This is a genomic window from Candidatus Edwardsbacteria bacterium RifOxyA12_full_54_48 (genome assembly GCA_001777915.1).
In the GTDB taxonomy this organism is placed as follows: Bacteria; Edwardsbacteria; AC1; order AC1; family EtOH8; genus UBA2226.
This window is the reverse complement of record MFFN01000002.1, coordinates 17,078-32,895: the sequence shown is the minus strand read 5'-3', so window position 1 is coordinate 32,895 and position 15,818 is coordinate 17,078. Positions and strand designations below refer to the sequence as shown.

16 protein-coding genes are annotated in these 15,818 nt (G+C 56.7%); all 16 read right to left on the bottom strand.

Annotated features, from left to right (window positions below; translation table 11 throughout):
• Positions 1-18 precede the first annotated feature (18 nt).
• Positions 19-414, bottom strand: a complete 396-nt coding sequence (locus A2273_06080; GenBank protein OGF08507.1) for a hypothetical protein — start codon at positions 412-414, stop codon at positions 19-21.
• Positions 407-1,132, bottom strand: a complete 726-nt coding sequence (locus A2273_06075; GenBank protein ID OGF08506.1) for a hypothetical protein — start codon at positions 1,130-1,132, stop codon at positions 407-409. Before A2273_06075 ends, A2273_06080 begins: the two co-directional genes overlap by 8 nt.
• Positions 1,126-2,145: a glycerol-3-phosphate dehydrogenase gene (locus A2273_06070; protein ID OGF08505.1), complete on the bottom strand. Its 1,020-nt coding sequence runs from the start codon at positions 2,143-2,145 to the stop codon at positions 1,126-1,128. Before A2273_06070 ends, A2273_06075 begins: the two co-directional genes overlap by 7 nt.
• Positions 2,142-2,810, bottom strand: coding sequence for an acyl-phosphate glycerol 3-phosphate acyltransferase (locus tag A2273_06065; GenBank protein OGF08504.1), 669 nt, complete (start codon positions 2,808-2,810; stop codon positions 2,142-2,144). The genes A2273_06070 and A2273_06065 overlap by 4 nt, the downstream gene beginning before the upstream one ends.
• 20 nt (positions 2,811-2,830) lie before the next feature.
• Positions 2,831-4,216, bottom strand: a complete 1,386-nt coding sequence (locus A2273_06060) for a ribosome biogenesis GTPase Der (protein ID OGF08503.1) — start codon at positions 4,214-4,216, stop codon at positions 2,831-2,833.
• Positions 4,209-4,805, bottom strand: coding sequence for a hypothetical protein (locus tag A2273_06055; protein ID OGF08741.1), 597 nt, complete (start codon positions 4,803-4,805; stop codon positions 4,209-4,211). Before A2273_06055 ends, A2273_06060 begins: the two co-directional genes overlap by 8 nt.
• A 54-nt stretch (positions 4,806-4,859) precedes the next feature.
• Positions 4,860-5,624 carry a hypothetical protein gene (locus tag A2273_06050; protein ID OGF08502.1) on the bottom strand — a complete coding sequence of 255 codons (765 nt, stop codon included), beginning with the start codon at positions 5,622-5,624 and terminating at the stop codon, positions 4,860-4,862.
• Between the two features lie 7 nt (positions 5,625-5,631).
• A complete protein-coding gene (locus A2273_06045; protein OGF08501.1) occupies positions 5,632-6,513 on the bottom strand; it encodes a hypothetical protein in 882 nt (293 codons plus the stop codon).
• 9 nt (positions 6,514-6,522) lie between these two features.
• Positions 6,523-7,824, bottom strand: coding sequence for a hypothetical protein (locus A2273_06040; protein ID OGF08500.1), 1,302 nt, complete (start codon positions 7,822-7,824; stop codon positions 6,523-6,525).
• Positions 7,825-7,860: 36 nt separating this feature from the next.
• Positions 7,861-9,201: a hypothetical protein gene (locus A2273_06035; GenBank protein ID OGF08499.1), complete on the bottom strand. Its 1,341-nt coding sequence runs from the start codon at positions 9,199-9,201 to the stop codon at positions 7,861-7,863.
• Positions 9,202-9,229: 28 nt separating this feature from the next.
• The gene (locus A2273_06030) at positions 9,230-10,015 is read right to left on the bottom strand and encodes a hypothetical protein (GenBank protein ID OGF08498.1); all 786 of its coding nucleotides are present in this window, start codon (positions 10,013-10,015) and stop codon (positions 9,230-9,232) included.
• Between the two features lie 41 nt (positions 10,016-10,056).
• On the bottom strand, positions 10,057-10,986 hold the full coding sequence (locus A2273_06025) for a hypothetical protein (protein ID OGF08497.1): 930 nt from the start codon (positions 10,984-10,986) through the stop codon (positions 10,057-10,059).
• 13 nt (positions 10,987-10,999) lie between these two features.
• Positions 11,000-12,142, bottom strand: coding sequence for a hypothetical protein (locus tag A2273_06020; protein ID OGF08496.1), 1,143 nt, complete (start codon positions 12,140-12,142; stop codon positions 11,000-11,002).
• Between the two features lie 121 nt (positions 12,143-12,263).
• Positions 12,264-13,097, bottom strand: a complete 834-nt coding sequence (locus tag A2273_06015) for a hypothetical protein (GenBank protein OGF08495.1) — start codon at positions 13,095-13,097, stop codon at positions 12,264-12,266.
• A 43-nt stretch (positions 13,098-13,140) separates the two neighbouring features.
• Positions 13,141-14,391 (bottom strand): hypothetical protein, encoded by a 1,251-nt coding sequence (locus tag A2273_06010; GenBank protein ID OGF08494.1) that lies wholly within the window; start codon positions 14,389-14,391, stop codon positions 13,141-13,143.
• 46 nt (positions 14,392-14,437) lie between these two features.
• A complete protein-coding gene (locus tag A2273_06005) occupies positions 14,438-15,739 on the bottom strand; it encodes a hypothetical protein (protein ID OGF08493.1) in 1,302 nt (433 codons plus the stop codon).
• Positions 15,740-15,818 lie beyond the last annotated feature (79 nt).

Sequence of the window (15,818 nt, the reverse complement as noted above, 5' to 3'; positions counted from 1 at the left end):
AAGCAGAAAATGAACCGGCTAGAGCGATTTTAACATTACCCTCAAATCCTCAATTATCTGCCCCAGCTGGGACCTCTCCCGGAACTGGTTGAACGGGATCTCCATCTGGTCGGGGTCCTGCTCCCGGATCTCGGCCAGCCTGGTCCTGGCCCCGGCGATGGTGAAGCCGTCCTCATAAAGCAGCTTCTTGATCATCAGCACCATTTTGATGTCGTCCAGCTGATACTGGCGCCTCCCGCCCCGGCTCAAGCGGGGCCGGAGCTGGGGGAATTCGCTCTCCCAGAACCTCAGGACATAGGGCTTCAGGGATGTCATTTCGCCCACCTCACGGATATTGTGATAAACCTTGGTGCCCGGCAACCGTTTTAAGGCCTTTGTTTTTTCTTTGTTTTTTTGGGCTACCGGCTCAATCATCTGGGGCCTCCATAAAGGCGATCATCTTACCTTTTAATTTTCCCTCCCGGCGGTAGGAATGGAACATATCGGGGTGGCACTTGGTGCAAAAATCGCTGACGTAGATATTGCAGGGTTTCATCCCGGACGATAACAATTGGTCGCGGTTGGCGCTTCGCAGATCCAACAGCCATTTGCCGTTATTCTCGGGGCTGGCATGTTCCGGAGGGAATCTTCCGGCCACATCGCAGCCCACCTGGTAGCAACCGGCTTCGATGCCGGGGCCGATGGCGGCCACCAGTTCCCTGGGGCTAAGTCCATACTCGTCGCAGAAAACATCAACCGCTTTGGCGGCAAAGTTAGCGGCCGTTCCCCTCCACCCGGCATGCACCAGGGCCAGGCAGCGTCTGTCCGAAGATGCCAGGTATACCGGCAGGCAGTCGGCGGTGTGAATGGTAAGCACCACATCGCTGCGGTCGGTCATCAGGCCGTCGGCCTTGATCCGGTCGGGATAGAATTTATCGAACCTGGAGTCCACCCGGCAGATGTCGCAGCCGTGGACCTGGCTGGTGACCACCGTTTTGCGCCGGGCCGACAGGGAGCGGTAGACCCCGGCCTGGTCAATATCCCGCCCTTGGGTTTTGATCACCAGGCCGTGATTGATTCCGAATTCGTTGAGGAAATTTAATTCCAGCACATCGCAGCCGTATCTTTGGGTCACCTGCCAGTATCTCACCATAGTTCCGCCTTGGCATCCCGCCCCATCAGATCTTTTAAGGCCTCGGCTGGATCCTTATCCTCGAACAGCACCCTATACATCTGCTGGGTGATGGGCATCTCTATGCCGTGCTTTTGGGCCAGCCGGTGGGCGGCTTTAGTGGTCTCCACCCCCTCGGCCACCATTGACATCTGCTTAAGAATATCGCCCAGTTTGCGTCCCTGCCCTATCTGCTGGCCCACCGAGCGGTTGCGGCTCTGCTGGCTGAAGCAGGTGGTGATCAGGTCCCCCATTCCGGACAAGCCGGCAAAGGTATCCGGCCTGGCCCCCAGCGCCACCCCCAGCCGGGTGATCTCAGCCAAGCCGCGGGTCAGCAATGCCCCCTTGGTGTTGGCCCCCAGGCCCAGTCCGTCAATTATCCCGCCGGCGATGGCAATGATGTTCTTAAGAGAGCCCCCCAACTCCAGCCCGATGATGTCATCCCCGGTATACACCCTAAAATAGTGCGACCTCAGCATCTCCTGTACTTCCTTGGCATCCTCCGGGAACTTAGCGGCCACCACCGTGGTGCTGGGAACATGCCGGGCGATCTCGGGCGCTATATTCGGCCCGGATAGCACCGCCAGCCGGGAAGCTTTTTGCCCCAGTTCCTGCTCCAGCACCTGGGAACAGCGCATCAGGCTGGATACCTCTATCCCCTTGATGGCACTTACCAGCAGCCGCTCTTCCCCCAGAAGCAGCGCGGAATTCCGGCAGACGGAACGCAGCACTTTGGAGGGCAACACCCAGAAGACCGTCTGGTTATCAGATAAGGTTTTTCCCATATCGGAATCGACCGATATGTTGTCCGGCAGGGGGATGCCCGGCAGAAACTCTTTGTTCTCCCTCTCCTGCTGGATCTTCCTGGCCGCCTCGGCCCGAAACTCCCAGAGGCGGACAGCATATCCTTTCTCGGCCAGCATCACCGCCAGGGTGGTGCCCCAGTTGCCGGCTCCCAGGACCGCGGCCCTCTTTTTTTTGTTCCGTCCCGTCATTTATTGTCCGATGGCAATTTATCTTTTTTGAAACGGAACTTATTTTCCGTTCCGTTGAGCAGCCGGATGATGTTTTTCTTATGGGTCAGCATTATCAATATCGTGATCAACCACCCCAGGGCCACGATGGGAACCAGGGGATTTTGGTTCTGCACGATTCTGATCACCGCGGCCGACATGGGAAAGATCAGGGAGGCAATTATGGATCCCAGCGAAACATAACCGAAGGCCGATAATGCGGCGATGAAGGCGGCCAAAGCGATCAAGGTGGCCGCCGGCTCCAGGGCCAGAAGGACTCCGGAGGCGGTGGCCACCCCTTTCCCGCCCTTGAATCTGAGATAAGGGGTGAACACATGCCCCAGAATGGCCGCCAGCCCCACTGCGATATAGAACCATTGGCCGGGAATGCTGGCGCTGGGCCAGACCATCTTTGATATCAGCACCGGGGTAAAGCCCTTGAGGGCATCCAGAAGATACACCGCCAGCCCCGGCCCCTTCCCCACCACCCGGAAGACATTTGTGGCTCCCAGGTTCCGGCTGCCGTGCTCCCGGATATCGATCTTCTTGAAAACCTTCCCGGCCAGAAAACCGAAAGGGACGCCCCCGGCCAGATAGGCCGATACGATATAACATATTTTTATCAGCACTTGATCATCAACCTTCATCTTGCGGTTGTCATATTAGGTCAGTCTTCCCCCTTGGAGGAATGGTATCTCGGCCGGCCGCCGTAATCCACATAGTTTCGTTCGCTCCAGTCGGCCGGCGGCTTGGAACGCTTGAACATCAGCCGGATGGGCGTCCCTTTTAATCCCAGGCCCTCATGAAGCTGCTTGTGGAGGTACTTCTGGTAATTGGGCGCCACCAGCTCCGGCTCGGAGGCCTTGATCAGGAAGCGGGGCGGGGCCACGTCGGTCTGGGTTATGGAGTACAGGTCTATCCTCTTGCCCTTGATGCTGGGCGGCCGGTTCTTCTCCACCGCCTGGTCGAAGGCCCGGGCCAGGGCCTCCGGCTCGACATTTTTCCGCCACAGATAGAAGACCGAGATCACGGTCTGCAGCAGCTGAGGCATCCCCTGCTCCTCGGTGGCCGAGGTAAAAACGAACTCGGCAAAATTTAAAAAAGGCATCTGCTCCTTAAGCCAGCCCAGATAATTGGCCTTGTTGGGGTCCTTCTGGAGGTCCCATTTGTTTATCACAACCATCACCGCCTTGTTGGAGTGTTCCAGCATCGAAGCCAGGGTCAGGTCCAGATGGGACAGCCCTTCGGAGCTGTCCAGCACCAGCACCCCCACGTCGGCCCGTTCCAGGCTTTTTTCGGTCCTGAGGGTGGTGTAGAACTCCAGGGAATCCTTGACCCGGCTTTTCCTTCGCAATCCGGCGGTGTCGATCAGCATGTATTTCTGGTTGCGCCACTCGAAGATGGTGTCCACCGAATCCCGGGTGGTGCCGGGCACCGAGTCCACGATCACCCTCTCCTCCCCGGTGATGGCGTTGATCAGGGAAGATTTGCCCACGTTGGGTTTTCCCAGCACCGCAACTTTAATGGTGGACGGGTCCAGGGGAGCGACCCTGTTTCTGGGCAGCATCTCCACCACCTTGTCCAGCATGTCGCCGATGGCCCGGCCCGGTCCGGCCGCTATCAGCAGCGGCTCCCCCAGGCCCAGCTTCATGAATTCGTAGGAATCGCCCTCGTGCTTCTGGTCGTCCACCTTGTTGACCAGCAGCAGATACGGCTTGCCGAATTGGCGGATCAGCTTGGCCACATGGTAATCGATATCGGTGATCCCGGTCTGGCGGTCCACCACCATCAGCAGCACATCGGCCTCCTCCAGGGCTATCTCCACCTGATGTTTAATGGACTTCTCCATCCGGTCCTCGGTGTTGGGCACCAGTCCGCCGGTATCGATCAGGTAGAACTCCCGGCCGTTCCAGTCTGCCAGGGCGTAGTTGCGGTCCCGGGTGACGCCGGGCCGGTCGTCCACGATGGCCAGCTTGCGTTTGAGGATCCGGTTGAACAGGGTGGATTTGCCCACGTTGGGGCGGCCGATGATGGCCACGGTTGGGTTAGACATGTTTCCTCTTTCTAAAAGATCCCCAGGCGGCCGAAACGGCCAATGCCGAAAGGACCGTGCCGGCAATGATTGCGCCCCAGATGCCCATCAGCACCAGGGCAGTTACGATGCCTGCGGCTATCAACACCCCCAGGCCGATGAAAAGCAGCGCTGGCCAGAATTTTATACCAAACAGGAAGGCCGCCACCGCCCCGGTCCAGGCTCCGGTGACCGGCAGTGGCACCGCCACGAACAGCATCAGCCCCACCATTTCGTATTTTTTAACCAGATCGCTCCGGCTCCTGGTGCGGGAGAACAACCATTCAAAGAACCGGTCGAACAGGGGAACTTTTCTCAGCCAGCCGGACACCGGCCCCAAAAAAAGCAATATCGGGACCACCGGGATCAGATTGCCGACCACCGAAAAAGCCACCGCCGGAACGATCGGAATGCCCAGCAGCTGATAGGCCACCGGAATGGCCCCCCTCAGCTCAAAGATCGGCAGCATGGCAATGATCATGGTCACCAGCCAGCCCGGCAGCCCCCAGGAATTGATCTGCTGCACCAAGGCTTCTTTGCCGGCCCAGCAGACAGAACAGCCGGATACCAGGAGCGCCGTGGTGGCTAAAAAATGCCTGAACAGCCTGTTTGGTGTCATCAGATGTCAGATCCTTCCCGTGATCCGGCCGTAGAGCGTCCCCATATATTCATGCCAGCCGGCCTCGGCTTTGCGGAAGCCGCCGTAGCCGGGAAACAATCGGCTGGGGTTGAACTGCAATTCTTTTTTATACAGAAAGTCGGTGGGCGCCGCAATACAGGCCACCCCGGACCTCCTGAACAGCGCCATGGACCGCGGCAGGTGGACCGCCGAGGTGACCAGAAAGACGCTGTCGGCCCCCACCAGTCCTTTGATCAGCCGGGCCTGCTCCTCGGTATCGCGGGATAATATCTCGGTCATCATCTCCCCCCGCGGCACCCCCAGGGCCAGGGCCAGCTGGGCCATGCCCTGGCCCTCCGGGACCGGGTTGAAGACCGGCCCGCCGGAGAACAGCAGCCTGGAGCCCTTCAGAAGGCGGTGGATCCTGATGCCCTCGATAGTCCGCACCGCCGAGCTGTTGCTCAGCTGCGAGGTGACGGGCAGCCGGGGATCGCTGTTCATACCCCCGCCCAGCACCACCACCCATTTGACGCCGGCGTGGGTTTCGATGCCGACCGGCGCGGGATATCTGTTCTCCAGGTCGCTCAACATCATGTCGCCGATTATGCCGTACCCCAGCAGCAGCAGGGATAAAAAAGATACCGCGGCAACGATCCAACCAGCCCTCTTCTTTTTCAGCGGCCATATCAGCAGAATGCCCGCAGCCAGAAGCAGCATCGCCACCGGCAACGGCATTATGATGCCGCTGATTATTTTTTTAAATATGAACATCCGGCCTTCATTTGAGATTTCCGTTCAGGCTCTTACGCCAGTGCCGGTTCCAGAGGATCGCCAGGAGGCAGGAGATCCCTCCGTAGGCGAACCCCGCCAGCAGGTCGGCCACATAATGGTAGCCGCCGTAAACGGTGGATAATAAAAGCAACAGCGTTATGATGATGAACAATGGAGCCCAAAGCCTGGCGTAACGCCACATGAAAACGCAGATGGCCACCGAGGCGGCGGCATGGCCCGACGGGAAAGCCCCTCCCCGGTGGGCCGTTTTGCCTATAAAGATCCCGACCTGCTCGGTGACCCATCCCCCGCTCAGCGGAAGGCCATGATAATAGATGAAACGGGGGCTGTGGGCCGGCAGCAGAATGAACAGGAGATACGTTCCGTACAATGCGGTGAGGATTATCATCTGCAGGTTCTCGAACTGCCACCTGCCCTTTTTCAGATAGAGGATCAGACAGCTGAAGAATATCAGGCCGAAGAACAAACAATAGGAGGCCTGCATCAGGTCGCTGAACCAGGGGCTTCCCAGACTCCGGAGAAACAACGTCGGGTCGCCCCCCAGCAGGGCCAGATCGGCCCGGTGCAGCAGGCCGTCGATGGTCCAGGGAAACAGGGCGTGGACGAAATACTTGGTCCCGCTGTAAACCCAGGGCAATGACAGTATGGGGTACCATTCCGAGATAAAATTCAGCCCGGGCCGGTCAAAACGATGGTTGATCACCCGGAGCAATATCATGGCGGCAGTGGAAAATAAATACTTCCAGAAAGCGATCCGCCAATCGCCGATGTTCTCCCTGAAGATCAGCGTCAACAGGGTCATCAGCAGGTGAAAACCCACCATCAGCCAATCCACCGGCCGGAATATTTTATATCCCAACTTAATCATAAATTAAGTTCAGATTGCCTTGATCAATGCCTCCAGACCGACCACCACCTTGACCGGTTTGAGCCTTCTCCCGAGTTCCCCCAGGCTCAGATCATCGATGAATTTTCCCTGGCGGTTCAACAGGTTCTCCGGCAGGACCATCAGATCGCAGCCTCTGCCTTCAGCTTTCAGGGAGGAAAGAATATCCCTGCCGGACAGCAGCCCGCTGACGGTGACCGATTCTCCGAACAACCGGTTTTTCACCAATATAACCGAACAGTCGAGACCGCCGATCCTGTTGAGCCTGGCTGCCACCGGCTTCAACACCCTGGCTCCGGAGGTGCCGGATATGAAAATAACCTTTTTTCTCCGTTTAAGCCTCTCAGGGAGATCGGACGACAGGGCACGAAAGCTATTCCAAAAATCCCTGACCATCCCCACCCCGTTGTCCAGCTGAGGATAATCATCATACCAAAATGAAGCCGGAAAGTCAAGTCCGGCATTAAGATAGAACTCGTCAGCAAAGTAAAGGATTGTTCTTTTGAACCTTTGCCTTAGCTGTTTCTGCAATCCCTGATACTCCTCGATCAGTGCTTGGGAATATTCCCGGTTGATGGCCCGTAGGGGAAAAAGTTTTTGCCGGTGTTTGGTCAGGCCCACCGGAACCACCGCAATGCTTTTTACTCCGGGGTATAGCTTCAACAGGTCGGACAGGGTTTTTTTCAAATGCCGCCCGTCATTGATGCCCGGACACAGCACGATCTGGGTATGCATTTCGATCCCCCCGGCGATCAGGCCTTTCATGACCTTTAAAATTTCATCCCCCGCCCGGCTTCCCAGCATCTTCCGCCTTAACTTGACATCGGTGGCATGGACCGAAATATAAAGGGGACTCAGGCGCTGCTGCTTGATCCGGTCCAGGTCGGAACGGCTGATATTGCTCAGGGTGATGTAATTTCCGTATAGAAATGACAGACGGAAATCCTCATCCTTGAAATACAGGGCCGGCCGCATCCCCTGCGGCATCTGGTCCACAAAGCAGAAGATGCATTTGTTGCCGCAGGAATGAAATTTCGGCTCCTCCAGAACGACACCCAGCTGGTCATCATAGTTCTTTTCTATCGGCGAGCGGTTCATTTTGCCCGAACTGTTTTTATAGACCACCTCCAGCAGTTCGTCGCTCTGGTGAAAACGGAGATCGATGTTGTCGCTTATCTTATGGCCGTTGATGGAAAGCAGGTCAAACATCGGCCGAAGGCCTGCTTTATGCCCCAAGCTTTTATTTCGTACTGATGTAATTCTCATAAAACATAATAATGGGGAGATTTTCATCTCCCCAAACAATCGAATATAGGTTAATGTTCTGGATTACTTTTCTGCTTTCAGGATCTTAACTTTATCTTTCAGCGCTAACTTATTACCGACCTGCTGCTTAGTTGTCCGGCAGAGAGCCGAGTTTAACATCACCTTGGTCACGGATAATTCGGCCTTGTCCACCTGCTCCACGTCCAGGATCTCCCCGGTATCCGGATTGCGGATCTCCCTCTGGCCGAAGACCAGCAGCCGGTCGCCCGCCTTAAGCCCGGATTTTGATCCGATGTCGACATAGATCTCACCGGTGGTCTCGATCCGCACGATCTTGCCGTCACCGGCTGAGACGGATCTGACCCCGCTGGCGTTATCCACGGCCACCTGCTGGTTCTCCGACGGCAGGGCCCCGCGGAAGGCATTCCTCAGCTGGGCCGTGTCCTCGATATACAGCCGGTTGCCGGGTTCGATGACCTGGGCCTTATTGTAGGCCAGTTCGGCCTTCTCCACCTCACCCATGGCCTCATAGGCCACCCCCAGGTTGTGCCACAAGGCCGGGTCCTTCTGGTTCACGGCCGACAGCTTTTCCCAGATCTCGGCCGCCCGTCTCCACTCGCCCTGTTTGGCGTAGGCGGCGCCCATCTGGTTGGGATCGGCCTTGGATTTGAGCAGCCTTTTGGCCACCACGATGTAATGGGGCGAGATGTCCTTGACAAAAGCCTCGGTGACCGAGTTCAGCAGCCCGCTTAATATCTGCTCGTCTCCCGGGATGTTGTCCTTGTAGCTGCGCTGGGAGCTGGAGCTCTGGGTCTTGCTGACCGCCACCTTGCCGGAGGCGATGTCCACCATCCGGTAGTTGATGGAGACCGTTCCGCTCTTGCTGGTGCGCTCCTCGGGAACCAGCACCGTCTTCATGATCTCCTCTTTTACCTTGTACTTCTTCTTGGTGAAAGGATTGGTCTTCTCCACCTCCTGGTAACGTCCGGTGCCGGTCTTCCGCTCCACCATCTCGGTGCGGCGGTTGGTCTCCACGTTGTAGGAGATGATCTCGCCGGTGATGATGGCGTCCACCCCCAGGATGGCGCCCAACTCCTTGATGGTGCCGGGATCCACCGCGCCGGTCATGTTGAAGGCATGCTCCTTCATCACCGACTGGATCTTGCCCCGCTCCATGATCTGGTAGAAGCCCTGGGTGTTGAGCTGGGATACCAGCACGTTGCCCACCGCCGGGCCCAGGCTGCGGTGGGTGGGGTCGTCGAAGTCCACCACCGCCAGCCGGGTGACCGGCGGTATCTGCAGGTTAGCCCTCTCCAGCCTTTTGAGCCTGACCGTGGAAGGTCCGCAGGTGACCAGGATCAAGGCAGCAATGGCTATTGGTGAAAATAATTTCAGCCGGTTCATCATAAAATCCCTGAAGAGTTGATAAGGGTTAATCCCGGTTTATCCCCAGCTTCTTATCCCGCTCCTGGTTCCATTTTACCCAGTCGTCCTGGCTGTCGATGATGGGATTGAAGTTGACGATGTCGTAGCTCCCGTCGGGGTGGATGGTGATCTCCATCTGGGCCTTGACGATCTGCACCCACTGCTCCAGGGTCACCTCGCTGGGCCCGGCTATCTGGGTCGGCCCCTCGATCTCGCCCTGCTTCCCGCCGGCCTTGGCCTTCTTCTGCTCCATGAACTTGACCAGGGGCTTGTTGTCCACCGCCACCTCGCCGCTGTAGACGGCGATCTTGGTGGTCTGATCGTCGGAGACGGCCATCCGGTAGACGGTGCCGCGCACCGCCGCCACCGCGGTGGGCGATTCCAGCTGGAACTTGGTCTTCTTGCTCATCTTGTTGACATTGGCCCACACCTTGCCGCTCCAGACCTTGGCGGTGGCCGTCTGGGCCCCGCTCTTCTCCTTTTTGGCGTCGATGATGTCCAGCTTGGAGTTTCCGTCTATCCGGATGATGCTGCCGTCGGCGAAGCCGATCTCGGCCCGGGAATCCTCCTGGGTCTTCACCTTCTGGCCGGAGAGCAGGGACTGGTTGAACAGGGCCTTGCTCCAGGCATCTTTCATTGGTTTCTGGACCTCAACCTGTCCGGTATAGAAGGTGATCTTGGCGATGGACGAGGTCTTGGCCATCAGCTGGCCTGACACCATGCCCATCACCACCAGGGCGGTGATCAGAAAAAGCCAGATGATGCCGTTGGAACTGCTTTTAATATGTTTCATAATATCCTCCTAAAAATAGAGCCTTGATTATGTCGGGGAAATTATTTCTCCCTGACCATGTCGCCCGTTTTGAACCCGGAGCCTGAAATGACTTTTGCCGTAGCATACTTGTCCTTGGCCTCCACCACCTCTATGGTGCCGACCTGCTTCTCCTCGCTGCCCAGGGAAAGCCCGGTATCGGGGTCGATGATCTCCTCGCCCTGCGAGAACACGTTGAAAATGTCTCCGGCCTTGACCCCGCCCTCTGCCCCGGGCTTCAGCATCATGGTCTTGTCGGCGTTGAGCTTGAGGATCTTGCCGCTCCAGGGCAGCTTGTTCATGGCCGAAGTTATCATGTCCACCACTTTATTGACCACCTTGCGGGTGGCCTTGCCGGACAGGGTCTGGTCAAAGCGGGAATCGTTGGAAAAGGCAAAATCGTCGGTGCCCACGTCCAGCCCCTTTTTGCTCTCCTCCTCGGCAAAACCGTCGGCCGCCACGATCTCGCCGGTGGTGGTGTTGACCAGCCGGATATCCATCCCCACCCGGGCGGTCTTGGTCTCCACCCCCACTTTATTCAGGCCGAACATCCCCTTGGAGACCTTGCTCCCCACCGACCCGCCCACCGAGGATTCCTTCTGGCCGAATTCATTGACGCTGCCCAGCACTATCAGCTCCACCCCCAGAAGCTTGCCGACCTGGGCCGCGCTCTGGGGGGTGACCGCGCCGCTCAGGCCCAATTTCTGCTCCTTCATCACCTGCTCCAGCTGCTGGCGCTCGATGACCATGAAACTGCCGGATTTCACCAGGGCGGTGGTCAGCATGTCGGCCATTCCGGTGCCAATGTGCCAGCCGCCGTGACCGGTCTTATTCTCGAAATCCACCACCGCCACCCTTTTTTTGAGTCCGCCGGATTTCTCCGCCAGGGCCGGGCCGGATGCCAGCGCGCAGGCCAGGGCGATGAAGGTGAAGATCGCTGTGATTCTTTTCATGTACCATTCTCCTTTATTGTTTTCGGGCCACCAGTTTCAGGTTGATCTTGTTGGCGGTGCGGCTGATTATCCTGACCCGGAAATTGGGAAAGGTCTTGTAAAGCAGTTCCGAGGTCAGCTGGCCGCTGTTGAACTTGGTATCCACCTCTATCAATCCGGTGCTGCCGGCCATCTCCCGTTCGGATACCCCCTTGATGCCCCGGATCTCGTACTTCAGGATGTTGACCAGGTCGGTGTACATCTGATAATCGGTGATCCCGGTGACGTTGAGGGTGACGGTGTTGGAGCCCCGGGTGAACTTCTTGACGATCTCGTCGGCCAGGTAATCGGCCAGCTTGTTGGCGGCCATCTCGATGGCCTTGGTGCCGCCGGCCACCTCGTCTATATGGATGGTCTTGTCGCTCTGGCTCTTGGAGACCAGCACCCGGCCGTCGTCGGTGTTGATGGCCTTGACCGAGACGGTGGCCTGCATGGACTTCATGCCGCCCAGCATGTCGCTGACCCCGGAGGCCTCCTTGGCAAAGGATTTGCCGGTGATGATCACCTCGGCCCCGGCCCGGTCTCCGATGAAGGCAGCCGCGGCAGCGTCCCCCTGCATGGCCGCCAGGGCCTTGTCCTTGCGCATGTTGCGCTCGTTGGCCTCCTGGTCCACGAACTCGAAGCCCTTGTTGCGCATATTCTCCATGATGGCGTTCTCGGCCACATTCAGGTTGACATCCAGCCCGCTGTACTGGTGCTGGCCGATGTTCTGCTCGGTGATCAGGACCATCAGCCGGGGATTGCCGGCCCCCCGCAGGATGTCGCCGATGTCATCCTTGATGGCCCCGGCCCGGACCTGGGCCTTGACCTTGACGTTATAGGTCATCCCGTTGTCGGCCTCGCCCTCGCTGAGCACCGAGTAGGCCTTGACATAGCCCTTGGCCTTGGAGTAGATGTTGTCCTCCATCACCATGGCGTTCTCCACCACCGTGCTGGAGCTGATCACCGCGCCGGTCACCTGCTCCACCGCATTGCGCAGGGCGTCCTGGATGGCCACATCCCGGGCCATGGCCTTGTCGTTATTCAGTATTGACGCCGTGCCGTCGGTGGTGATCTCCCTCAGTTCATCCTGGGCATATGACAGGGAGAAGGCCATGGCAACAGCGGCCATGAACAATAGTAGCTTCCTCATCATGCGCTAAAACCTCCCAATGGATTTATGTCTGGCATAAATTACGGGGAGAAGCAGGTTTGGTCCCCTTTTGCCTTCTCCCCATAATCATTTGGTTATCCGGAAATTACTTGACTACGATGATCACCTTGCAGTTGTCATAGATATCGGTGTTGTCGGCGATCAGGGCCGCCTTCTCCACGTCGCCGTCGGAGATCACCAGGTCGGCCTTGTTGAGGCCCGAGGAGCGGACGGCCATGATGATCAGCGGGTTGGTGCCCACCTTCTCAACATTGCGGCGGGCCTCCTCCACGCTCTTGGCATAGATGGCCACGCCGTTCTTGACGGCCGCCTCGCGGGGAACGAACTCCTGGCCGTAGATGCCCTCGCCGGCCTCATCCAGCACGTTGGGGACCATGGCCGGAACGGCGTCGGTCCCGGAGGCGTCGATGATCAGCCCGGTGTAGGTCTCCGGCTCCTGGGAGTTGAAATCGGAAGGCAGGTTGGCAAAGGTGGGGGTCTTGCCGCCCATGGTCTCGGGATACAGGGCGTCGCCCACCTTCTGGTTGAGCAGCATCTCCATGTCGATCTCCACCGAGCCGTCGGACATGTAGCGGGGCTTGGAGGTGAAGCGGAAGTTCCGGACGATGCCCTCCACCCGGGTCTTGATGATGTCCGAGCTCATCATGGCGTTCTCCACCGTGGTCTCGGAGGTCAGCAGCACGCCGTTGAGGGTCTCCATCATGTTGCGCATGGCGTCCAGCTGGGCGGCCCGCAGGGCGTTCTTGCGCTGGGCCGAGGGTGGCAGTTTGGGGTTGATGGCCCCGATGCCGGTGGACTTGACGGCCTGGGTGGTCCAATCCACCATTCCGGCGCCCTGCACCTGCTGTTCCACCTGGGCCAGGGACAGCCCGGCCAGGGCTATAAGAGCTACTGCGATTATGGTTGCCTTCTTGAACATTTCTGTCTCCTTTTAAAAATTCTTAAGCCGTCGTGGGAAAATATTAGAAGTGAATGATGGCCGAGGCCATGATGTTGTGGGAAGCTTCGTCAGACTTTATGGCAAAACCGCCAAATTCGGCATCAACATGATTGGCCATGGTAAATTCGTAGGCCAGGTCCAGCATCAATTTACCCATCACCAGGCCGAAACCGCCGGTGAAAACCTTGCCCACCACCTGGGTGGTATCTGTCCCGTCGCCGTACATGCCGGTGTAGACCCGGGGATCGGTTCTAAAGCCCAACCGGACAGGGAAAACGGAATTGGTGCCGGACATGATATATTCCAAGCCCACCCGGAACTGGTTGCAGTCCTTGTACCCGATCTCGTCGGTTTCGCCTTCAACGGTCACTTCACTGCTGGAATAGGGACGGCGCTCGAAATCTGCAGCAAAGGTCAGCTTGTCGGTTGGCTTAAGGGCCAGGCCAAAACCGAACATGAACGGCATCGTGATCTCAATATCCGGGGAGGTTTCAGAATAATTGCCGGTGACACCGCCGTAGCTCCAATTCTCTTCCTCTGAATATTTTTCGGTCATGGTAAATGGTAAGCGGAACATAGCGCCTACGTTCACCTTATTGAAAGTACCCAGAAAACCGGCATTCATATTGAACCCGGACAGATCGGATTCCATTGTGTATTCATACGAATCGGATGGGTAATCAGGATAGGTCTCGTTGTACTCGGTCTTATAGCCGTTGATCAGGATGTTGCCGGCCATGCCGACCATCACCTGGGGGGTCACCTGCAGGGCCAGGGCCGGAGAGATGGCGTCCAGGCCTCCGGTGGTCTTTTCCTCGTAGTCATAGGGAACCCAGCTTACGCCGTCCCAATATTCATCATCGCCTTTTCTCACATAGCCCATGTCTATCATTCTCTGGTAGGCTATGGCAAAAACCAGGTTTTTGTCGGCCATTTTGGTGGGCAAAACAAAGCTGGCAAAGGCCGGGGCGATATGGCTTACTGTCTCGTCCCAGCTGTCATTTAATTCCGGGTAAGCATCCACAGTAAACTCATAGGAAAATTTCTTCATATTGAACAGACCCACCATCGATGCCTCCGGCTTGTCCAGCTGGGCCAGGCCGGCCGGGTTCCAGCCCACTGCCGTGGCGTCGTCGGCCACGCCGATGAAGGCCCCGCCCATGCCGCGGGCCCGGGCGCCGGTCCCCATGATATTGAAATCGATGTCCTGGGCAATGGCTGGGACTATGGCCATAGTTATTAGAACTACTGTGGCAGCTACCTTTTTGAACATTTTTGTCTCCTTATTAGAAAAGTTTTTAAATAGTCAGCACTATTTTTTAGAAGTGGAATATGCATGAAGCAAGTATGTTGTGCGATACTTCTTTGGTTTCTTCGGTGTAAACAGAGTTGTCCAGATAATTTTCCGCGTAGGTGGTGGTGGTCATGCCCATTTCGTATGCCAGGTCGAACCATAGCTTGCCCATCTTCATGCCGAAACCACCGGTGAAAGCTGCGCCGGAAACAGCCGCACTGTCAGCCGACCAGCCGGTGGTGGTCTGGTTCCAAGTAACTTCGGGGTCTAATTGTGGATTGGTTTTAAAGCCCAGCCTTACCGGGAATATGGCGTTTTGCCCTATGAACAGATATTCCAAGCCGACCCTGAACTGATTAGTGCTCATCCAGCCGGCATTGTAAGTGGTATCATACTCAACGCCCAGAATTTCGTAATAGTAAGTATATTCGGTGCCGCTGTATCCCCGATGTTCAAAATCAAAGGCCAAAGTCAGATTTTCGGTGGGTCTTAAGGCAAGGCCGGTGCCGATCATCATTGGCATGGTCCATTCTCTTTGGGGATCAAGCAATTTTTCCCCATCGGTGCCGGACCCGCTTATATATGACCATTCCTCTGACCATTTGCCGGTCCGGGACATGGTAAAGGGAAAGCGGAAGGAAGCGCCGATGCTTAAATTTTTGTTCAAAGTAGCCAGAGCCCCGGCATTCATACTGAAACCGGAGAAGTCCATCGACTCCTCATAATTGTAATAATAAGCGCTGTTGTCATATACCCTATCCTGGGTAAGGGTAGCCCCGTTGACCAAGATATTAGCCGCCAAACCGACCGATAATTGGGGAACGATCTGAATCGCAATGGCCGGAGTTATGGCATCTATGCCTCCGGTAAACTTATCTTCCTGCTCCCAGTGGCCCGAAGCACTGGTTCCAGTGTCGCTTTCCACCGATCCGAAGTCAACCATCCGCTGATAGGCCACTGCAAAGGTCAAATTTCTCTCAGCCATCTTAACGGGCAATACCAGACTGAAGAAATTCAGAGCGATATGTTTGGCTGAATTTTCATCATCACCACTATAGTTCCAAGTTGGATCAGTGCCGTCGTTATAATCCCAGGTGTTGGTAAATTTGGTCATATTGAATAAACCCACCGCCGAGGCTTCGGGTTTGTCCAATTGAGCCAGGCCGGCCGGGTTCCAGGATACGGCCGTGGCGTCATCGGCCACGCCGATAAAGGCCCCGCCCATGCCCTTGGCTCGGGCGCCCGCTCCGGATATATTCAGATCCAAAGCGTAGGCATTTGCAAACAGAAAACCGAATGCAAATAAAACCAAACCCAATTTGCGCATTGTGAGTTCCTCCAGATTAATATTTGATTAAAATTAAATTACCAAGTTTTCAAATTAATCGGCATTAACAAGAACGCAC